Origin of the sequence: Alcanivorax hongdengensis A-11-3 (assembly GCF_000300995.1) — a bacterium.
In the GTDB taxonomy this organism is placed as follows: domain Bacteria; phylum Pseudomonadota; class Gammaproteobacteria; order Pseudomonadales; family Alcanivoracaceae; genus Alcanivorax; species Alcanivorax hongdengensis.
The window spans coordinates 63,527-83,721 of sequence record NZ_AMRJ01000010.1 but is presented as its reverse complement, the minus strand read 5'-3'; the positions used below and the strand labels follow the sequence as shown (position 1 = coordinate 83,721).

17 protein-coding genes are annotated in these 20,195 nt (G+C 59.5%); 4 read left to right on the top strand and 13 right to left on the bottom strand.

Annotation, left to right across the window (positions count from 1 at the left end):
• Positions 1-26 precede the first annotated feature (26 nt).
• Positions 27-1,175: an alkane 1-monooxygenase gene (locus tag A11A3_RS08165; RefSeq protein WP_008928810.1), complete on the bottom strand. Its 1,149-nt coding sequence runs from the start codon at positions 1,173-1,175 to the stop codon at positions 27-29.
• 153 nt (positions 1,176-1,328) lie between these two features.
• Here A11A3_RS08165 and A11A3_RS08160 point away from each other — a divergent pair, with 153 nt between their 5' ends.
• Both A11A3_RS08160 and A11A3_RS08155 read left to right on the top strand, forming a co-directional pair.
• The gene (locus A11A3_RS08160; protein WP_008928809.1) at positions 1,329-1,994 is read left to right on the top strand and encodes a GntR family transcriptional regulator; all 666 of its coding nucleotides are present in this window, start codon (positions 1,329-1,331) and stop codon (positions 1,992-1,994) included.
• 108 nt (positions 1,995-2,102) lie between these two features.
• Positions 2,103-2,567, top strand: a complete 465-nt coding sequence (locus A11A3_RS08155; RefSeq protein WP_008928808.1) for a hypothetical protein — start codon at positions 2,103-2,105, stop codon at positions 2,565-2,567.
• Between the two features lie 219 nt (positions 2,568-2,786).
• On the opposite strand, the gene A11A3_RS08150 is transcribed toward A11A3_RS08155, so the two are convergent.
• The 6 genes from A11A3_RS08150 to A11A3_RS08125 all read right to left on the bottom strand — a co-directional run bounded on the left by A11A3_RS08150 (position 2,787) and on the right by A11A3_RS08125 (position 8,154).
• Complete coding sequence (locus A11A3_RS08150; RefSeq protein WP_008928807.1) at positions 2,787-3,269, bottom strand: cupin domain-containing protein; 483 nt, start codon at positions 3,267-3,269, stop codon at positions 2,787-2,789.
• Between the two features lie 347 nt (positions 3,270-3,616).
• Positions 3,617-4,756, bottom strand: coding sequence for an acyl-CoA dehydrogenase family protein (locus tag A11A3_RS08145; protein WP_008928806.1), 1,140 nt, complete (start codon positions 4,754-4,756; stop codon positions 3,617-3,619).
• A gap of 108 nt (positions 4,757-4,864) precedes the next feature.
• Positions 4,865-5,311, bottom strand: coding sequence for an OsmC family protein (locus A11A3_RS08140; protein ID WP_008928805.1), 447 nt, complete (start codon positions 5,309-5,311; stop codon positions 4,865-4,867).
• An 88-nt stretch (positions 5,312-5,399) separates the two neighbouring features.
• Positions 5,400-6,254, bottom strand: coding sequence for an esterase/lipase family protein (locus A11A3_RS08135; RefSeq protein WP_008928804.1), 855 nt, complete (start codon positions 6,252-6,254; stop codon positions 5,400-5,402).
• 89 nt (positions 6,255-6,343) lie between these two features.
• The gene (locus A11A3_RS08130; RefSeq protein ID WP_008928803.1) at positions 6,344-7,507 is read right to left on the bottom strand and encodes an alpha/beta hydrolase; all 1,164 of its coding nucleotides are present in this window, start codon (positions 7,505-7,507) and stop codon (positions 6,344-6,346) included.
• Positions 7,508-7,509: 2 nt separating this feature from the next.
• The gene (locus A11A3_RS08125; protein ID WP_008928802.1) at positions 7,510-8,154 is read right to left on the bottom strand and encodes a VOC family protein; all 645 of its coding nucleotides are present in this window, start codon (positions 8,152-8,154) and stop codon (positions 7,510-7,512) included.
• A 175-nt stretch (positions 8,155-8,329) separates the two neighbouring features.
• Here A11A3_RS08125 and A11A3_RS08120 point away from each other — a divergent pair, with 175 nt between their 5' ends.
• Entirely contained in the window at positions 8,330-9,265 is a 936-nt protein-coding gene (locus A11A3_RS08120; RefSeq protein WP_008928801.1) for a hydroxymethylglutaryl-CoA lyase, read from the top strand.
• A 59-nt stretch (positions 9,266-9,324) separates the two neighbouring features.
• Here A11A3_RS08120 and A11A3_RS17245 read toward each other — a convergent pair whose 3' ends face one another.
• Together A11A3_RS17245 and A11A3_RS08110 are read right to left on the bottom strand one after the other, a co-directional pair.
• Entirely contained in the window at positions 9,325-11,562 is a 2,238-nt protein-coding gene (locus A11A3_RS17245; RefSeq protein ID WP_157375494.1) for a type 2 periplasmic-binding domain-containing protein, read from the bottom strand.
• A gap of 394 nt (positions 11,563-11,956) precedes the next feature.
• A complete protein-coding gene (locus tag A11A3_RS08110; protein ID WP_008928799.1) occupies positions 11,957-12,601 on the bottom strand; it encodes a LuxR C-terminal-related transcriptional regulator in 645 nt (214 codons plus the stop codon).
• Positions 12,602-12,771: 170 nt separating this feature from the next.
• Here A11A3_RS08110 and A11A3_RS08105 point away from each other — a divergent pair, with 170 nt between their 5' ends.
• A complete protein-coding gene (locus tag A11A3_RS08105; RefSeq protein WP_008928798.1) occupies positions 12,772-14,868 on the top strand; it encodes an ATP-binding protein in 2,097 nt (698 codons plus the stop codon).
• A 68-nt stretch (positions 14,869-14,936) separates the two neighbouring features.
• Here the strand turns inward: A11A3_RS08105 and A11A3_RS08100 are convergent, their stop codons facing one another.
• From A11A3_RS08100 to A11A3_RS08085, 4 genes are all read right to left on the bottom strand, one after another.
• Positions 14,937-16,073 (bottom strand): hypothetical protein, encoded by a 1,137-nt coding sequence (locus A11A3_RS08100; protein ID WP_008928797.1) that lies wholly within the window; start codon positions 16,071-16,073, stop codon positions 14,937-14,939.
• 43 nt (positions 16,074-16,116) lie between these two features.
• A complete protein-coding gene (locus A11A3_RS08095) occupies positions 16,117-17,988 on the bottom strand; it encodes a hypothetical protein (RefSeq protein WP_008928796.1) in 1,872 nt (623 codons plus the stop codon).
• Positions 17,989-18,164: 176 nt separating this feature from the next.
• Complete coding sequence (locus A11A3_RS08090; RefSeq protein WP_008928795.1) at positions 18,165-18,602, bottom strand: PaaI family thioesterase; 438 nt, start codon at positions 18,600-18,602, stop codon at positions 18,165-18,167.
• A gap of 80 nt (positions 18,603-18,682) precedes the next feature.
• Positions 18,683-20,128 (bottom strand): sensor domain-containing diguanylate cyclase, encoded by a 1,446-nt coding sequence (locus A11A3_RS08085; RefSeq protein WP_008928794.1) that lies wholly within the window; start codon positions 20,126-20,128, stop codon positions 18,683-18,685.
• Positions 20,129-20,195 lie beyond the last annotated feature (67 nt).

The following is a 20,195-nucleotide window of genomic DNA, read 5'->3' as shown; positions in this document are numbered from 1 at the left end:
TTCGTTTCAACGCAGTGACGCGCGTATCAGGCGATATTGTTGACCCGTTTGCTGTCACGGAACAGCTGGTCCATTTCACCCTCGTAATAGGCTTCCACCCGCGGATTCATCACCTTCTTCCACAGCGGCGGGATCAGCGCCAGCACATACATGGTGGCGTAACCGGCCGGCAACTGCGGGCTTTCTTCATAATGCCGGAGAACCTGGTAACGACGCTTGGCATAGGCATGGTGATCGCTGTGACGCTGCAGCTGAAACAGTGCCAGGTTGGTCAGCAGGAAGTTGGAGTTCCAGCTGTGCGCCGGCGTCACCCGCTCAAAGCGGCCTTTGTCGTTAACACGACGGTGCAGACCGTAGTGCTCGATATAGTTGATGATCTCCAGCGCCAGGGCGGCAAAGAAACTCTGCCCCAGGAAGAACACAACGCCTTGCCAGCCCCACAGGGCGCCAAAGGCCACCGCGAACAACGCGGAGATGCTGTACCACCAGATCAGCTCGTTATAGATGCTGAGATTCTTTTTGCCCTTGCGCTCCAGATACTGCTTTTCCAGTTTCCAGGCGTTCTTGAAATTACGCACGAACGCCTTGGGCAGAAAATCATACAGGCTCTGGTTGTAACGGCTGGATGAGGCATCATCGGGAGTGGATACATGTACGTGATGACCCCGAACGTGCTCTACCTTGAAGCCGGCATAGGTCACCGTGGACAACAACAGCCCGCCCATCCAGTTTTCGATTTTCGGGTCTTTGTGAATCAGCTCATGGCCCAGATTGATGGCAATGATGCCGCCGACGGTACCAATGGACACGATCCAGCCGATCTTGCCCAGCAGGCCATAATCATTGTGCATGAAGATGTAACCGGCATAGAACAGCACGCCGATCCACACCAGTCCCATGACAATGGCAGAGACCCGGTAAAAGATCTCTTCGCTCATGGTAGGCACCTGCACCTCTTCATTAGGGTTGCTCGGGTCCTTGCCCACCAGATAATCCAGAACCGGAATAATGCCGAAGATAAAGATGTACATGAACCAGGCCCAGTAGTCCTGGGTACCACTGCCCACACCCACCAGAGCACTAAAGGGCACCAACGGCAACATCAGCACCCAAAACGCCAGGTAACCGTACTTTTTCATTTTTAGCATCAGATCGGGATTCATGTTCTCGAACATGGCTCATACCTCGCTAGTCCAAGCCAAACAGTAACAGTCTTCAATGTGACGGTCACATTATCCCTGATTTCTTGAATTGTCAAACAACTCAGGTATTGGCATAATTCTCCCCATCGCCGATAATCGCCCGGCATCTTCAGGAAGGATCGAGTCATGTCGCTGAAAGCCATCAGTCTGAGCGAACAGATCGCCCAGCACCTTGGCGAACAGATCATCACCGGGACGCTGCCACCCGGCGCCCGCCTGCCCGAAAACGACCTGGCCAAACAGCTTGATGTGAGCACTAACTCACTTCGCGAGGCCTTTCGTCTGCTGGAAAAGCAGCACATGATCGAGTTGCAGCCCCGCAAGGGTGCGCGGGTCTGCGAGGTCAATGAAGAGCAGGTGCGCGACCTGTACGGGTTCCTGTTCATGCTGCTTTCGCATCTGGCCGGCAGTGCCGCCGCCAACTGGCAGCCGGGCCAGATCGAGGACCTGGTGGAGATGCTGCCGCAGCTTGAGCAGCACTTTAACAATGACGATCTGCGCGCCGCCCACCAGCTGGCCTTCCGTTTCGTGGAGATCGCCACCCACCGCTTTGCCCGCAACCGTTACCTGGCCACGGACATTCTCGACCTGATTCCGCTGCTCAAGCGCTACTCCTTTATCGCCTTGCAGGAAGAAACCTCGGAGTTTGATGTGTCACTGCAGATCTTCCAGCGGCTGCTGGTCAATGTGGTGGGGCGCAAGGTAGAAGACGCCGCCGCGGATATTCGCGAGTACGGCGAAAATCAGTGCCAGATCGTGCTGCGCGCCATCGCCAAGCGCAACGCAGCCTGACCCCGGGCTGACCCGAACACGACAGGCCGACATCCCTCATATGGGGCATGCCGGGCCTGGCGTCACCCGCTATGGTCATTGCCTTCATCATCAGGAAGGGAATTCACCATGTCATACCGTCGCCCCCTGCTTGCCCTCGCCCTGGGCGCCTGCCTGCTGCCGGCCACCAGCTGGGCCGTGGGCCCCGGCACCGGCTCGCAAAGCCAGTTTAATGTGCGCATTGGCAACTGCATGGCCAGCAGCCTGGAAGTGCGCTACCGGCTGGACAGCCTGATGGGCGAGCCCATCGTCGGCGGCTCCTACCGCTGGAATGGTGACAATCGTTGCGACCTGCCCAGCAGCACCGTCATCTGGCTGAAAGTGCAAAGTGGCAGCACCTACGGTTATGTACGTCTGGATCCGGCCGTTCCCGGTGCCAACCGGGGCTTCGGCTACAACGTTTCCGGCTCACCGGAATGGGACGAGGCAATCTGCGGCTTCAACGGCACCCGCCGCACCGGCTGCATGAATAGCAGCGCCGCCAAGAGCCTGTGGAAAAGCGGCCGGGTTACCGGCTTCTCGGTGGCCTGGTAACCGGACACCTCCCTCCCACCGGGAGGGGGGGCCATTTCCCCGTAGCCACACAACCCCCATTCACTGCCCACACAGGCACGCCGTGCGGTTTCCCGTCACCCAACGAGGGAACCGGTCATGTCCCTTTCACCTGGGCGTTTTTCGCTCAGGCAGCGGCGGCTGGCCAGCCCTTGTAACCGGCTGACCGATGACGATGGCTCTCCGGGACGTTTTCTCTGTCTAAATCTTCTTGCCGGCATTGGGTTCGGCAATGGCATCCTTATCCACCAGATTCCATTCCATACCCCGGTTGCGGAAGATGCGCTTATTCTGGTCGGGATAATCCGCCACATCATGATCCCGACGCTCACCCACCACGATGCAACGCAGGACAGAGGCGCCGGTATTGATCAGCTTGTGCGCTTGCCCGCCGGCCCGGTAGCCGAGAAAGTCTCCCGCCTTGATGGCAAAGGTCTCGTCTCCCACAACCGCCTCACCCTGCCCGTCCAGCACGTAAACACACTCATCTTCGTGGTAGTGGCGATGTCTTTCGGTGGACTCACGGCCCGGCTCAATCTCGATCAGATGAAACCCGAAGCCGGTCAGGCCAGTCAGATCCCCCAGGGATTTATTGGTACGGCGGGCGTTGTCGTTGAGGAAGTGGATTTTCTGGATGCCTTCATAGGCGTCAATCTCTTCCCGGGTTAGCAGGTACTTTTCCATCGTTGTTTAGCCTCACTGGATCGGGCAGACAGTCAGTGAACGCCCACACGGAAAATGTACGGGCCGAACAGCTTCCTGTTACCGAGGTGCCTGGATGCAGGCCCTGATTTGAATAGAATCAGCCTACACCAAGACACTGCTTATATCTGCAAACCCAATCCTGCAAAGCAGGGCCAACATGAGCCAAAAATTTTTGGCTTGTAACACTGTCCTGTAAGAGCCCGCCAGCTGGCGATTCTTTTATGCGCCATTGTGATCACCAGCCCGCTGAATCATGCAGAGACGGATAAGGCGGGCATAAAAAAACGCGGCCGAAGCCGCGTTTTTTATTCGCAAATCCGGAAGGATTATCGGCCGAGGATATCGCGGGCGATGATTTCCTTCATGATCTCGCTGGTGCCGCCGTAGATACGCTGGATGCGGGCATCCACGTAGTCGCGGGAGATGGCGTATTCCTGCATGTAGCCGTAACCACCGTGCAGTTGCAGGCACTTGTCGGCCACCACGCCCTGCAGCTCGGTGGTGGTGAGCTTGGCGATGGAAGCGTTGGTGGTGCTCAGTTCGCCACGGTCATACTGGTCGGTGCACTGGCTGCAGAAGGCCTTGTTGACGGCCACCTGGGCGTGCAGGTCCGCCAGCACGTAGCGGGTGTTCTGGAATTTGCTGATCGACTGGCCGAAAGCCATGCGCTCCTGGGTGTATTCGATGGTGCGCTCGATCATGCCTTCACAGGCAGCCACGGCGCCCAGGGCCAGGATCAGGCGTTCGCGGGGCAGTTCGTTCATCAGGTTGGCAAAGCCTTTGCCTTCACCGCCGAGTATCTGGTCGGCGCCCACGGCCACGTCTTCGAAGAACAGCTCGGAGGTGTCCGCCGCGTGGTGGCCCATCTTCTCCAGGTTACGGCCGCGGGAGAAGCCCGGCAGGCTGCAGTCCACGGTGAACAGGCTCATGCCTTTGGAGCCGGCGTTGGGGTCGGTCTTGGTGGCAAGCACGATCACGTCGCAGTGCTGGCCGTTGGTGATGAAGGTTTTCTGGCCGTTGATCTTGTAGCCGTCACCGTCCTTGTCGGCACGGGTTTTCATGCCCTGCAGGTCGGAGCCGGCACCCGGCTCGGTCATGCCGATGGCGCCCACGGCTTCACCGGTGACCATCTTCGGCAACCAGGCCTGCTTCTGCTCCTCACTGCCCAGGTGCAGGATGTAAGGGGCAACGATGTCGGAGTGCACGGAAATGTTGGAGGCCAGGGCACCGAAACCGGCGCGGGAGGCTTCTTCGACGATGACCGCAGACAGGCGGAAGGTGGCGCCGAAGCCGCCGTATTCTTCCGGCACGTCCACACACAGCAGGCCGGCTTCGCCGAGCTTGTTCCACAGCTCGCGGGGAAACTTCTCGGCCTTTTCCCACTGGTCGTAATGGGGAGCCACTTCGTTTTCGAGGAATTTCTTGACGTTATCGCGGAACAGTTCAATTTCGTTCTGATCAAGCATGACGGCTTTCCTGTTGGTTCCTGAACGCGCCGGTGGGCGCACAATGGCCAACATTCTAGCCACTCGGGGTGATGCCAACATCAACCCCGAGTGACCGCCCGGTCGCCGTCAGGCCGGGTGGATGGTGATATCGGCCATCAACGAGTTGGCCACGAAGCAGTTGCGGTGGGCACTGGCGTGCATGCGCTCGATGGCCTCGTCGGAGAGATCTTCGTCGAAGACCACCCGCGGGCGCAGCTCGATGCGGGTGATGGCCATGCGGCCGTCGCGGTTCTTCTCCACGGTGCCACGGGGCTGGTCGATGTAGCTGAGCACCTTGTGTTTCTGCTTGGCGGCAATGGCCAGGAAGGTGAGCATGTGGCAGCTTGAGGTGGCAGCGATCACCGCCTCGTCCGGGTTGACCCGATTGGCACAGCCGAAGAAGTCCGGCGAGGCCGACGCCTGCACCACCTCCCCGCCGGCAAAGGTCCATTCGTGGTCGCGTTTGAACGTTTCGTATTCGAAGTTTTCATCCGGGCCCAGATGCCAGGCCACGGTGGCGCCGTGTTCGCTCATGGTGGTCTCCTTACTTCCTGATGAACAGATCCTTGATCAACACGTCCACCATGATGCCACCGGCGTCACCGCGCAACCTTGCTGCGGATCAAGACTCCCTCGGGCCCGCCAGAAGGCAACGCTCCACGTGCTCAAGCACGGTGTGGCTGTACAACAGGGCGCAATGGCCCAGGTACGGCACCTGGATATTCTCCTCGGCGCCCTGCAGCACGGCGGTGGACACCGGCAGGACGAAGTTGTCCATGTTGGAGAAGATGGAGTAGTAACGGGCGCCGCCGGGGCAGCTACCGCCCTCTGCCAGCTCGGTGATGAAGGGGCTCTGGTAGCGCAGCTGGGCGGCCGCGCCCATGGGCGGGAACAGCGCCGCCACCCGGGAGCCCTGATGGGGGCTGCCCAGGGTGATGACCTTGGCCACCTTGCCCTCCAGTTCCAGATTCTTGAGCGCATAGCGGATCAGCGGGCCGCCCATGGAATGGCAAACCACGTTGGCCTGGTCAGCACCGGTCACCGACAGAATGTGCTCCACATGGTTTTTCACCTGGGCGGCCAGTTTGCGGGCATTGATATGCGGCGGGGTGTAGCTCACCGAGTAGACATTGGCCCAGCCGCGCCGGCGCAGACGCCATTGCATCAGCAGGAAGTTGGCGCTGTTGCCGCCGTAGCCATGCACCAGGATCACCGGCCGCTCACCATGGTGGCGAGAGCGCACCGGCGAGGCATCGTGGAGCAAACGCAGCGGGTAGCTGGCCAGCAGCAAACTCAGGCACAGCCATTCCCACAGCACCGCCACGCCGGCGCGCAGCACGCTGATGGGCCGGTCACCGGGCAGTTCGGCCTGCTCCGGGAAATTGCGCCGGTCATACCACCAGCAGATATAGAAGGTCAGTGTCAGCCCCAGTACGGCCAGCGCCGCCAGCACCAGCAGCGCGATGATCAGCCCCATGTGTTGCTCCTGTCAGGCGACGGCGTCGCCCCTGTTGTTATTGGCAAAGTCCAGACTCTCCGGTATCCGCTGGTGCGGCGCAACCGCTTTCAGGCCAGCAACCCCTGGTCCTCCAGCCACTGACGGCAGTGCTCCACGGCCTGGGCCAGCTTGTCGTTCTGGCCGAAGTAGTAGTGGTTGGCGCCGGCGATATCCACCCGCCGGGCCTGGCCCGGGGCGAAGGCCTGATAGAGACGCTCGGTATGGCTGGGGGTGCAGGCATTGTCGGCGGTATTGCCGATCACCAGCGCCGGCACGGTGATACGCGCGGCACAGGCCGGGCCATTGGCACGGGAGTCGTCATAGCTCCACTGGCTGAGCCAGCCTCGCAGGGTATTGAAGCGCGCCAGGGCCACCGGACCATTGTTGACGGTTTGCGGATCGCCCAGATAACAGGTGCCCGGCGGGCGCCCGTTGGCATCCTGGGTCGGGTCCAGCCAGCGCACGTCACACATGGTGCGGTGCACCACAAAGCCGAACTCCTCATTGGCCAGCCCCCGTCGCCGGAAGTCCCCTAGCTTGTCCTTTACCCAGGCGGTGATACGACGGTTGCGATCGATCTGGGCCTGGCGGAAACGGGCCACGAAGGCGTCGCTGTAGGGGGGCTGATTGGGGCAATCGGGATGGTAGATATCCAGCGCCGGATCGCGGTCGTCCGGGTTGTTTTCGTCCCTCACGGACGGGTCCAGCCACTCGGTCATGGTGATGGCCCGGGACACATGGGCGGCCAGCAGCATGATGCCGTCCGCCGGGATCAGCTTTTGCGATACCAGGTCATAGGGATCGCCCGCCGGGGTCTCGGTGATCTGCGGATCTTCTGCCTCCGCCTGATACATCAGGCTCAGTGAACCACCGCCGGACCAGCCGCCCAGCACCACCCTCTCGAAGCCCAGCTTTTCTTTTGCATAACGCACACAGGCACCCAGGTCAGCGACCACTTTTTCCATCAACAGGGCACTGTCGGCGCCGCGATAGCGGCTGTTGCAGTAAATAACCGACAGCCCGGCCCTGGCCAGCGCCGACACCATGGGCAGGTAGGCACCGCCCCCCACCGGGTGCATGAAGATCACCACGGTCTTGCCCGGGCCGGCTTTCGGCGTCAGCAGATGCGCCTCCAGGGCCACCAGATCCATGGGGCCGGCATAGGTGTCCTTGAAGCTGGACGTCTCGGTGAAGGTAATCAGGTGCGGGGTGCGGTGGTAATGCTTGCTCATGCTCAGGCGTCCTTTTTCGATGCGTCTTGTGTGCCCTTGTCCATGGCCGCCTTCACCCCGGAGAAATCGGTCTTGCTCATATCCAGGCCACGCATGTCCAGCGCCTGTTTGCCGAAGGCCTGCTCCTTCATGGCCCGGGTCTTTTGTGTCCACGCTTGCAGAACTTCATGGGCGTTGGCGGCGTCCTCGGCAACCACGGCATCGTAGTTGGCATCCTTGATGGTGATTTCCAGCGGGATGCCATTGGGATCGAAGAAATAGATGGAATGAATGAAATCGTGGTCGATGGGCCCGAAACAGGGCCGGCCGGCCTGGTTGATGCGCCGCCGCCAGTCCTTGAGTTCCTCGCGGGTATCCACCTCGAAGGCCAGGTGCAGGTCGAAGGCGCTGCGCGGGCGGAACATCATCTCGTCGGCCCCCTCCGGAGCATCGAAGAAGGCGATGAAGTTGTCGTCCCCCATCCTGAAGAACAGGTGCATGTAGTCGATCTTGCGACCGGTGCCCGGCTCCTCGTCGAACACCATGGCCAGGGTCAGCGGCAGGCCCAGCACGTCCTCGTAGAACCAGCGGGTCTGTTCCGCATCGCGACAGCGGTAGGCGCTGTGATGCACATGCTTGAGCATGGCGCAGGGGGGCAGGCTGCTCATGGCGGGCTCCTGATTATTGTTTCTATGCTGCCGCCATTGATGCCACAGCGGGCCTGAGAACTGAAAACCGAAACCACCAAGAACTTGTCAGTTCTGGCCACTTGTCAGCCCGGCGTGCAGCTGCGCGCCGGCGGTGGCACACTTGCAGCCCCCAACAGGCAGTGCGGCAAGCGATATGACAGACCAGGCAATCATCAACGAGGTAGGGCTGCGCGACGGCCTGCAAAACCAGCCGGTGACCGTGGACACCGCCACCAAGGCACAGCTGGCACAGCTGTTGGTGGACGCGGGCCTGCGTTATATCGAGCCGGTGAGCTTCGTCAGCCCCAAGGCGATCCCGCAGATGGCCGATGCCGCCGCCCTGACGCCGCTGCTGCCCCGGGGCGAGGACCTGCATTTCCCTCTACACTACACGGCCCTGGTGCCCAACCTGAAGGGCTACCAGCTGGCCCGGGACGCGGGCTACCCAACCGTGGCACTGGTACTGTCCACCACCGACTCGTTCAACCAGCGCAACCTGCGTATGAGCCTGGAACAGGCGGCGCAGAGCTGCGAGGTCATCATCGCCGCCGCCCGGGCCGACGGCCTGGCTACCCGTACCTATATTTCCGGCGCCTTTGCCTGCCCCTACGACGGCCCGGTGCCGGTGACCCTGCCCCAGCAGCTCACCGAGCGCATGATTGCCGCCGGCTCCGACGAGGTCGCCATTGCCGATACCATCGGTGCCGGCAACCCGCAGCAAATGAAAGACATCATGGCACCGCTGATCCGCGAATTCGGTGCCGAACGGTTCTACGTGCACCTGCACGATACCCGCGGGCTGGCCGCCGCCATGGCCTGGGCCGCCGCGGACCTGGGCGTGCGTCGTTTTGATGCCTCCGTGGGCGGGCTGGGCGGTTGCCCGTTCGCGCCCGGCGCCACCGGCAACATGGCCACCGAGGATCTGGTCTATTTGCTGGAAAGTGCCGGCCTGAAAACCGGGATTGATGTGGAAAAACTGCGCGCCGCCGTGGCCCTGGCCCAGCAGGCCACCCAACGACCGCTGGGCGGGCGCATTCTTGACTGGATGGCCTCCCAGGAGAAACAGGGCAAGACGCCCTGTCTGTGGTAATGCACCAATAAAAACACCGGGCAGCGACGCTGCCCGGTGTTATCGACCCTCAGCCAAGCTCAGAGAGCCTGATTGGCATAACGGAACTCACCGGAGACGGAAATCGTGCCGTCATTGCCGGGCAGTACCGGCGCTATATTCCGTGCCACCAGCGTTGCCATGTACGTCCCCGACACCACACCGTCCGCCACACTGGTCACATTCAGTGTACACGACGCCCCCTCCGTCAGGTTCTGCGAGCCGGACTGAGTGTACGTCACCCCGTAGGGTATGTTCGCCGGTGTCGACAGGCTCATGGTCGGCTTCTGACCCCCCACGTCGTCATTACAGGCATAGCTGCCCACCGCCAGCGGAATACCCGACCACACCATGCGTAGCTGATTATTCGGGGCCTCCAGGTCATCAAACAACCGATAAAAATAGCCATTATTGCCGTTGGATGACGGCTCTGACGTCAGCAGGAACGTCTCGCCGGCCTGAAAATGGGTGTTGCCATCATCAATGGTCAGGGTAATGCCCTGCGCGTCACTGCCCAGTGGCCCTTCATCGCCGTTGTTGCCGGCGTGGAAGGTCTGGGTCGTGAAATTGCGGAACTTGCCATGCACAACCAGGGTGCGTTCGGCTTCCGGCAACTCGGTATCGCCCGCTGCCAGGCCGGACCCAAACGCGCTGGCGCTTGGCCCCTTCAGGGTGGCGCTGTAGGAGCCCACGTATTTGCGGCCCGCGCTTTGCTCAATGCTGACGGTGCAGGCGCCGCCATTCGCGGTCTGGAATTTGAACAGTGGCCCCGAGGTGGTCACCCAGCCCATTCGCAACGTCACCGACGCGGAGGATTCACCACAGAGATAGTCGCCCACCGCCGGGTTGGAACTTCCCGCAGAGGCCACAAAATCAATGTAATGGTCCGGGTGAGAACCATCCTCCAGGGGCTTACCCGCCACAAAATAGCCTGAGCGTATTTCCCGGGTGCCGCTGTCTACCACCAGGATATCGCGAATATCATCCGTCAGCGCCGGAGCCTCGCCCTCCTTGCCGGTATGAATGTATATGCGGAACTGACCACCGCCAAGGCTAACCTGTGCGGCATCCTTGTCGTTGCCGAGCGTGGCGCTGATGAGTCGCCCTTCCGTGGCGCCATTACTGAAGTGATAGCCCACATCCAGCTCGCATTGCGTGGCGGTCCAGATCTTCTGTACGGGCGGCGAGGCATCCGTGTTGATGGTCATCAGTGATACGCCGGTATCGTCACCACACAGCTGTGTGCCCAGTGCACCGTGTGCCACATTGACCTGCGCCCAGACCAGTTCTTCGCCGGCAAATGGCGTGCTATCCAGGATGGTGCCGCTGGCATCATAGTTGTTGGCGCGAATCTGGCGTTTTGCCGTGGTAGCCATGAAGGTTTCAATGAATGGCTGTTCCATGGCCCAGACATGCCCCTCATGCATCACCGCTACACCATTTCGCCCCTCGAGAAGCTCCTCGCCGGGCTCCGGATCAGGCTCCGTGACATCCTGCTGGATGAGCGCTCGGGTAATCGTGCCCTGACCATCGTCATGAATGATTTCCATCACCTGCAGATCCGCGTTGAGGTACAGGCGGATGCGCTCGTCACTGTCGGATTGGCCATAGTTCACCGCCACGCGACGATCCGTATCCACGGTTTTGCGATCGTAAATGGCCACGATGTCAGCGGCCGTAAAAGTGATGCCCGTATCGAAGTCGATATCCCCCTGGGCGGAAAGGATCACGGTGCCACGCAGATGATCCCGGTTGGCCGTGCCACAACTGCCACAGTAACCCGGATCGCCACTGCCACTACCGATAACCGTATAGGTACCGGCATAGTCAGTCAGTACATCCAGATTGGCGGGCAGTTCCGGGTCGGTGGGGGGTTCCTCTGGCGCATCCGGGAACGAATCGAGATTGCCGTCTTTGACCAGGTCCAGCAGCGCGGCATAGTCGGCCACGCTGCCATCGCCATCGATAGCGTCCTGAATATCGTCCAGCACCCTGTCCCAGGCATCGCCGATATTAAAGGCTGTCGTAAAAGGACCACCGGGAGGCAACGCGAAGCCGGCATTGGTCATGGCGGTCAGCAGCTCGGCCTGACTAGACGCGATGGCGCCGGCATTCGGCCAGCTGGTCGGCGTCGCCACCCAGCTACCGTCCGCAACGCCCGTGGCCAGAGCCAGCACCATATCAGTGATCGGTGTGATGTTGATGGTCCCGGCCTGGCTCGCATAGCTACGCAGGGTGACCGGCGGCGCCCCACCGGTAACGCTCAATACGCAGGGCAAGGCCGTATTGCCGATTTGGCCACTCCAGGAACCGTCATTGCCCGTGGTGACCGCGGCTGTGAAACCACTGCCATCGGAACATGTTGCCGTGACTGTTCCCGCCTGGATTGCGGCACCCACTGCCGCGGTGCCTGCCAGGGTCGAAGTGGAAGGCGCGGAAGGCCCGTCGCCACTCGTACCAGTCCCACCACGGCCATCACTATCTCCGCCACAACCGGCCACTGCCAACGTGATGCTCAGCAGTCCGGCCCCCACGATTAACGTTCCTTTTACTGGCCTCATTCCCTTTCCCCACGCTGATCGATTGAAATGGATTCCATCAGAATAAGAGCAGGGATATTTTTTCATCACCCCATAAACAAGGGGGGGGGAATCGGCCGGGGAGGGGCCGTTTTCAGGTAGGATTGACCAGTCCGATATGGATGGCCTTCAGGGTCGCTTCGGCACGGCTGTTAACCTGCAATTTGGCATAAATGTCTTTCATGTAGCTAGCGGCAGTATAGTGCGAAATACCCAGTTTTTCCGCGGTATGTTTAACGCTTAACCCCTTGGCGATCAGGGTCAGTATATCTTTTTCGCGGCGGGTCAGTGTCACCTCCTTTTCACCGAAAATGGGGTGAAACTGCTCCAGCAATTTACGGGCTATCGATGAAGAAAGTGGCGGTCTTCCGGCCAGAATACCGGATAACTGCTGGCTGAATTCTGACTCCACATCATCCTTGAGAAGATACCCGTCAGCCCCTGCCCTCAGTGAACCGAAAAGATGCTCGGCATCATCAAAAATGGTGGTTACCACACACAATGAATGGCGGTTTTTTTCCTTAAAAGGACGAACCAGATCCATGCCACTGCCATCGGGCAGCCCCAGGTCGATCAAGGCCAGATCATAGTCCTTGCCAGTAATTTTCTCTTGCCCTTCTTCCCGGCTGACCGCCAGGTCAATGGCTTGCGGTGCCAACAACTGCGTCACCTGTAAATGCAACCAGTCGGCCACATCAGGCAGATCTTCCACAATCAATACCTGCCTGATTGCATCCATGCTATTGCTCCTGAAATCACTGAATATAAATCGTGAAATAAATAACGGAAATCATATATTCTTGAACGTCATAAAAACAGATTATTCTGTGAAGCTTATCGGTGATTTTCCGGGGATCAACCCCCCGAAAAAGGGGGTTGGATTAAGGCCCTCGCAAACAGGGAAGAGGCATGCTGTCACTCAAGACAAGAATTATTATCGGGCTTACCCTGGTGGCCCTTTATGGCTTTATGATTATCGGCATGGCGGTGAATCTCCCTGCCAGCAATAAGGTATTTTCCCAAAGCGATAGCCAGCTTTTGGCGCAGCCACCGGCAAGCCCGCCTATTACTGTCACCGCCTTTAGCGATGGCACATCGCAACTACCTGCCGATACCTTCCTGTTACTGGAAGAGCCGGATGTGCTTGCCACCTATGACGACCTGAACCGCTTTTTCCATATTCACCAGCAGCTGGCCACATGGCTGGCCAATGACGCCCTTTTCATTATCGACGACAGGGGGCAGCCCCATGTCGTCAGCCCCCAGGCTCGTACACTAACCCATTTACCCGGTCTGTTCTGGCTGCAGCTTTTATGCGGCCTGGCCGGCATGGTGATCTGCGTGCTTGTCTGGGTGCCGGCAAAACGGGAAGTGGCGATAAACTCCTTTGCCATTACCGGTTTGAGTTATGTGCTTTTTTCCTCGGCGGCGGCTATCTACAGCACCCGTGATTTTTTCATGGCCGGGCCGCTTTTCGTCTGGCTGTCAGGGCTGAATCATTTTGGCGCTCTACTTTTCTCCGCCTCACTTGGCGCGTTTCTCTGGAATTATCCGCGCAAGGCACCTTCCGTCTGGATCACCGCCGGGTTTTACCTGGCATTCGCCATCGCCATTGCCATAGACCAATTGCAGCTGGTCACCAGCCCGGTGGAAGGCTTTCATACCTGGGTCATGGCTATTTTTCTTGCCGGCCTGCTTGGCGCGGTCTGGCAGTGGCTAAAAACCCGACAGCAACCGGAGCACCGCTCAGCCTTGCGTTGGGTGGTTATTTCCATCATCACCGGCACCGTATTCTTTGCCGGAGGTATGATCTTGCCGGCCATGCTTCAGGTCGCCGAACCCGCCTCCCAGGGGATACTGTTCACCACCTTCCTGCTGATGTATCTGGGCATGGCCCTGGGGGTGGTACGGCATCGCCTTTTTAACCTGGAAAAGTGGTGGTTTTCATTATGGTCCTGGCTATTGGGCGGGCTGTTCATCATGCTCACCGACCTGGTGCTGGCCATGATTCTCAGTCTTTCCGGCCCGGTAACCCTGACGCTGTCCGTTGCCCTGATTGGCTGGCTGTATTTCCCCTTGCGCCAGCATCTCTGGAAGACACTCTTCCTGAGCAACCATCAGGGCCTGGAGGCCTGGTTGTCACAGGCGCTGCCCGCCATGCTGGAGGTGCAACGCAAAACACAGTCCGAGTCCGGCATGGAGGAAGCCCTTCAAGCCGTGTTCCAACCTCTCGCCATGGAAAGCCAGCCCTTGACGGATACCGGTATCAGCATCCATGACCGGGGAGAAACCCTCAATATTCCGGATCCGCTGGCGCGCCGAACCTGGTCTCTGCATCACGCCCAACAGGGAGAGCGTGTATTCAACCGCGATGACATACGTACCGCCGGCCTGGTGCTTTCCCTGAATCAGCTGGTCAACCAGGCCCATGAAGCCCATGCCCTGGGCGCCAGGGAAGAACGGCTTCGCATCCGGCGAGACATGCATGATGATCTGGGCGCCAAACTGCTTCAGCTCCTGCATCGTTCAACAGACGGCACCAAGCCCCTGGTACGAGAGGCCATTCAGGATTTACGTGACCTCCTGAAAGACATGGAAGGAGAGTCCCTCTCCCTGGAGGCTGCCGTACTGCAGTGGTACGAAGAAACCGAGCAACGCTGCAATGACCATGGCACTAAACTACAGTGGCAGACACGCACCAGCGCCACCGTATTGAGTGCCAGTGAATTCAGCGAATTGACGCGCATCCTTCGCGAAGCGGTCACCAATGCCCTCAAGCACGCATCAACCACGGAATTGGTTGTCACTCTGGATAGCCAGGCAGGGACACTGGAGCTGACGATTGAAAACGATGGCGTTGCTGTGGATCAGGCACTGAAAAAAGGCAGAGGAATGGACATCATGACAAGCCGGGCGCGGAAGCTGGGCGGCAGCTTTCGCCATGAAAGCCATAGTGATCGTTGGCGGCTGATACTCTGCATTCCTCTTGCATCCCGTCTCAGCTGAAAAGGCGTTGAGTTGAAAAACAAAAAGGGGCCGCGTTGCGGCCCCTTTTTGTTACAAGGATTATTGCTTCAGCGCGAAGCGGCGGCCTTTTCTGCCGCCATGGCAACCACCCCGGAAGACAGTTTTCGGGTTTCCTGATCATAGGAGGCGGGGATCAGATTGACCTGATAACGGGTAATATCACGGGCAACACTGCTGGAGGTACCACCAAACGCACTCAGCATACCAATGGCCTTGGTGATACCGGAGGTTGCCTTGTCGGTGGTCGTGGTTACGTCCTCAATGCTGCTGTAAAAAGTCCCGGAACTGGCAACCGCCTGTCGGGTGCTGAACACAGGCTGGTGATTGGTCTTGATCATGCACTGTTCCTTGCCGAACTGACTCCAGCATTTCTGCTTGTCGATGGGCAGAAAGCGCAAGTCGCCGGTGGCCGCCAATTGCACCTTGCCATCCACCTTGGCGGAATTCTTGCTGGCAAAGCCGCCAAAGCTGCCATGGCCATCGGATTGCAGCTGAGCGAAATCAATCAGAATATTGATGTTCACCCCCGTGACACCCAGATCCTTGATCAACAGGCTTTCATGTTGCAACGACGCATCACCGCCGACGGACTTGAACGCCTGAGCGAAGCCGCCCGCGGCGCCGATGTAACGCGGATCGGAAATGGTTTCGCCATCACGGGCCATTACCAGATAACGGGTGTCTCCACTGCCTTTATACTCAAAGGGACTTTCTCTTCCGCCAGCATGCATCGCCTGGTAATGGGGATTCGCCTTGATAACCGCATGGGGCGTAACCTGGAAACCGGCGCTTGCCAGCGCCTTTTCCGCATTGTCACAGGCACGGTTGGCCAGGCTTTGCATTTGCGACTCGGTCACCCCTTCAGCCGTGTAGGTGACCGTTACCTTGACATCCGAGCGCCGTGTCGTGCCTGTCGCCCGGGTAGCATCAGATCGAAAACCGCCGCTGGTGGATGCGGATGCCGCACTCTTCACACCAAACATGACATTGCATGACAGCACACCAACCTTGTCGACATTGGCCATGTACTTTTCGTTTTCGGATTCAATAAAGGTGTCCGCCTGACTTGCGGCACTGCCCTTTGCATCATACTCGGGAGCGTCACCGCCGGAAGTGGCGCAGCCCGACACCATGGCAACCAAGGTAACTGCCGGCAGCGCCTTTCCCCATAAGGTCATGTTCATAATATTTTCCTGAAAATGTTGTTAATTTATTCCCTGTAAAACCTTACTGCCGGGTGGCGTTTTTCATCTCGAAAAGCTCACCGTTGACCCAGGCACTCAAGCTTTTTACCGTCATGTCATCGTTGAAACGGATCTGTATTTTCCCGGCACTGACATTGGCAAAGTCCTGCGCATCGATATGCATCAGGTAGGCACCGTCACTTTCCTCGGGGCCCGGAATCAGGAAATCATCATTGCCGCCCCATTCCATTTCCTGGGGGAAGGTCCCGCCACATAACTGGGTTTGACCTTGCAGGGTAAAATGGCCCTGTGCAGTAATCGTCATGGTGTTGGTAACCGTATCGGTAATCACATAAGGGTTACCTCCGCATGCCACGCTTGCCGTTCCGCTCCAGGTCCCTGCCAGATCCGTAAAGACGTCCGGCACTGCCGCGCCATAAGCCACCATGCTGTTGCGGAATTTCACTTCACCATTACCGCCGGCACTGCCCTCGATCAGGCCACTGTCCCATTCGGCATAGGTGTTCAGGAATTCCGTAATCGCCGTGCCCTGATTGATGAAAAGGTGACCCGGCATGTAGATGGGGCCAAAGCCGTAATCCGTTTCAGAGAAGGGGGTGAGCACGGTACCGGGCAAGGCACCACTGGAATGCACGCTGGAAATGGTGCTGCCATCCGCGCCCTGAAGCTCCATCATCCAGTTGGTGGTCGATCCACTGATGGTTAATGCGCCCTGGCCATACCATTGCGGGCTGGATGACGGTGTTTCATAAATGGCAACCGGCCAGGTTGCCGTCATCAGGGTGAGGAACTCGGCTTGTGTCGGGCTGGAATTGCCACCCAAATCGGCACTATCGACACTGGCCTCAACAGCGGGCTCCGCTGCCTCTTCCTGAATCCGTGCACGGGTAGTTGTGCCCTGGCCGTCATCGTGAATGATTTCCATGACTTCCAGGTCAGCATTCAGGTACAACCGAACCCTTTCGTCGCTATCGGACTCGCCGAAGTTGACCGCTATGCGTCGATCCGTATCGACATTTTTGCGATCATAGATGGCAACAATATCCGTAGCGGGAAGCAGGATGCCGTCGTCAAAATCGATATCCCCCTGGGCCGTGATGATGACGGTACCGCGACTATGATCACGATTGGCAACACCGCAACTGCCACAGTAACCCGGGTCCCCGCTGCCCGACCCCATCACGGTATACGTCCCCGCATAGTCGGTAAGCACATCCAGGTTGGCCGGAAGTTCAGGGTCACCCTGTGTATCGTAATCCGGCAGGCTATCGAGATTGCCCTCAGCCAGCAGCTGGGCAAGTTCTTCATAGCCATCAATGGAACCTGACGGGTTTTCCACCAGCTCCCGAATGCTATCGAGCACCGCATCCCAGCCGGTGCCATTGGCGTCAAAGGGGGTGGCGAACGGGTCGCCCTTCAGGGATGCCGGCACGTAGCCTTTTTCTTTCAACGCCTGGATAAAATCGGAAACGGCAGAATCAACCTGGGCCTTGGTGGGCCAGTTGGCAACGGAGGTTTTCCAGTTCAGGTTCGCATCGGTACCGGCCATGGCCAGGGCCAGCTGGGTCAGCGGGCTGATATTGGTGGTGCCTGGTGCAAACGCCATACTGGTCAGATCAATCGCCGGCGTGCCGCCACTCAATTCAAGTACACAGGGCAGTTGATCGCTGTCGATCTGGCCACTCCATTTGCCGTTGTTATCGGTGGTAACGGGCGAAAGGGTGAACCCGGAGCCATCCTTGCAGGTCGCAGTAACCGTGGCGTTCGCAATCGCCTGGCCGACGGCAGCGGTCCCTTGCAGCGTGGCGTCCGTCGTCGGCGTGCCACTGTTGTCTCCGGGTGACGATGACTGGCTGCCACTGCTGCTATCTCCACCGCAGGCGGCAAGCAGCAATCCGAATCCGATGACGCCAGCGCTCGGCAACCATTTTGCCCTGCGGCCTTCTCCCTTAGCCTTCATGACCTTCCCTCTAGTGTTTTGAGTACCAGGTCACAATCCTAGGCCGCCGCCCCATGGGTGTACCCCCCATAAACAGGGGGTACACCATCACAAGTGGCAGAAGGGTGGTGTTAGCGCGGTGCGATCACCATGCAGGTACAGGTGGCGTGAGCGTAGAGCTTGCCGTCGTCATCGACGATGCGCCCTTCCGAGATCACCAGGCTACGCCCCCGGTTGATCACCTTGCCTTCCGCTTTCAGCGGCGTATTGAAGGGCAGCGGCCGGCACATCTTGATGTTCAGGTCAGTGGTGCCGTAGCTCTCGCCGGCGGCCAGGGTGGTGTGGGTGGCACAGCCGGTGACCGAATCGAGCACGGTGGCAGCAAAGCCGCCATGCACACCGCCCAGGGGATTGGTGTGGCGCTCGTCGGCGGTGGCGATAAACACTACCCGGCCCTCTTCCACGATGTGCGGGTCCATGGGGATGGTTTCGGAAATGGGGGCGCGGGGAATCTTGCCGGCGGCAAAGGCCTGCATGATCTGCAGGCCGGTCAGGGTGGCGGGGTTCATGGTTTACCTCGGTATCAGAATCAGCGGCCCTCCATTGTAGGTTCTTTTTTAGAACTTACAATTGCCACCGTATCCTGTCGCTAGATCACCACAGCCTCCACCCGGTTTCTGCCCGCCTCCTTGGCGGCATAAAGGGCCTTGTCCGCCGCCCTGAGCAACGTTTCCGGGGAGCGCGAGGGCGACTCCGCCGGCAGCAGGGTGGCCACGCCGACACTGAGGGTGATGGGCCTTTTCAGGTCACCGATACGCGACACCGCCACCCGTAGCCGGTCGGCCACGGCCCGGGCCTGGTTGATGCCCGCCCCCGGCAGCAGGGCGACAAACTCCTCGCCACCGTAGCGAGTCAGCAAGTCGCTGCCGCGGCTTGCCGTCTGCAGCACGGCGGCCACCGCCTTGAGCGCCAGGTCGCCCTCGGCGTGGCCGAAGTCATCGTTGTACTGCTTGAAATAGTCCACATCCATGAACGCCACCGTCAGGGCTTCGCCGGAACGCAGACTGCGCTGGTATTCCCGACGCAGGGCGTCCATCAATACCATGCGATTGCAAAGGCCGGTGAGCGGGTCGGTGCGGGCCATGTCCGCCAGCTTGCGGTTAAGTTTTTCCAGCTGGGCCTTCTGCTCTCGCAGGGTTTCCTCGGCGGAAGCCTGGGCGCTGATATCCTCGATCTGGGACAGAAAATAGCGGGGCGAGCCATCCTCGTTGCGAACAATGGATACCGCCAGCACCACCGACACCACGTGACCATCATGGTGAAAATAGCGCTTTTTCATCCAGTAGCTGTTCTTGCTGCCATCCAGCAGGGCCTGCACATGCTCCAGGTCGGTTTCCAGGTCATCCGGGTGGGTGATGGACTGAAAGTCGATCTCCAGCAGCGCCTCCTCGGCGTAACCCAGAATGCGGCAGAGAGCCGGGTTGACCCGCAGCCAGCTGCCGTCCGGCGAGACAATGGCCATGCCGATGGCGGCATGGCGGAATGCCCCCTCGAACAGCGCCACGCTCTCTTCCATACGACGGATGGCCTGGCGACGCTGGCGCTCCAGCCGATCCAGGGCGAGCGTGCGACCCAGAGAACGGGCCATCAGCTCGAGGAACTCCATTTCATCCACCCGGAAGGGCTCGTCCCGGGGCGTCACATCGCTGAAGTTCAGGGTGCCGAAGATGCGCCCCTGTACAAAGATCGGCGTGGCAATGTAGGACTCCAGCTGCTTGGCCAGATACACCGGATGGTTGAGCATGTGCTCCAGCTCACCGACATGGTGCAGTGCCACGCTGCCGCGCTTTTTCACCACCGCCGAACAGTAGGTGTCGCCCAGCGCATAATGATCGCCGGCCCGGATGCCATCATCGGCGGGCTGCACCGCCAGCACCTGGTAATCCTGGTCGCGGATACGGCTGACAATACCCACCGACAGCCCCAGCATGCGACAGCCCACCTCCAGGTAGGCCTGGTAAAGCTGCGCAAAGTCGTCCGTGGGCATTAACGACAGCCGGTGCAGTTCACGCAGACCTTCCAGACTGAACCTCATGGCACCTCATCCATTACGGCCAGATGGCCGGGGACCGGCCAGCACGACGGCATTGATACTCTGTTTA

Coding starts and splice junctions, on each gene's coding strand:
- A11A3_RS08165 (WP_008928810.1), bottom strand. CDS start 1,175: ATGTTCGAGAACATGAATCCCGATCTGATGCTAAAAATGAAAAAGTAC.
- A11A3_RS08160 (WP_008928809.1), top strand. CDS start 1,329: ATGTCGCTGAAAGCCATCAGTCTGAGCGAACAGATCGCCCAGCACCTT.
- A11A3_RS08155 (WP_008928808.1), top strand. CDS start 2,103: ATGTCATACCGTCGCCCCCTGCTTGCCCTCGCCCTGGGCGCCTGCCTG.
- A11A3_RS08150 (WP_008928807.1), bottom strand. CDS start 3,269: ATGGAAAAGTACCTGCTAACCCGGGAAGAGATTGACGCCTATGAAGGC.
- A11A3_RS08145 (WP_008928806.1), bottom strand. CDS start 4,756: ATGCTTGATCAGAACGAAATTGAACTGTTCCGCGATAACGTCAAGAAA.
- A11A3_RS08140 (WP_008928805.1), bottom strand. CDS start 5,311: ATGAGCGAACACGGCGCCACCGTGGCCTGGCATCTGGGCCCGGATGAA.
- A11A3_RS08135 (WP_008928804.1), bottom strand. CDS start 6,254: ATGGGGCTGATCATCGCGCTGCTGGTGCTGGCGGCGCTGGCCGTACTG.
- A11A3_RS08130 (WP_008928803.1), bottom strand. CDS start 7,507: ATGAGCAAGCATTACCACCGCACCCCGCACCTGATTACCTTCACCGAG.
- A11A3_RS08125 (WP_008928802.1), bottom strand. CDS start 8,154: ATGAGCAGCCTGCCCCCCTGCGCCATGCTCAAGCATGTGCATCACAGC.
- A11A3_RS08120 (WP_008928801.1), top strand. CDS start 8,330: ATGACAGACCAGGCAATCATCAACGAGGTAGGGCTGCGCGACGGCCTG.
- A11A3_RS08110 (WP_008928799.1), bottom strand. CDS start 12,601: ATGGATGCAATCAGGCAGGTATTGATTGTGGAAGATCTGCCTGATGTG.
- A11A3_RS08105 (WP_008928798.1), top strand. CDS start 12,772: ATGCTGTCACTCAAGACAAGAATTATTATCGGGCTTACCCTGGTGGCC.
- A11A3_RS08100 (WP_008928797.1), bottom strand. CDS start 16,073: ATGAACATGACCTTATGGGGAAAGGCGCTGCCGGCAGTTACCTTGGTT.
- A11A3_RS08090 (WP_008928795.1), bottom strand. CDS start 18,602: ATGAACCCCGCCACCCTGACCGGCCTGCAGATCATGCAGGCCTTTGCC.
- A11A3_RS08085 (WP_008928794.1), bottom strand. CDS start 20,128: ATGAGGTTCAGTCTGGAAGGTCTGCGTGAACTGCACCGGCTGTCGTTA.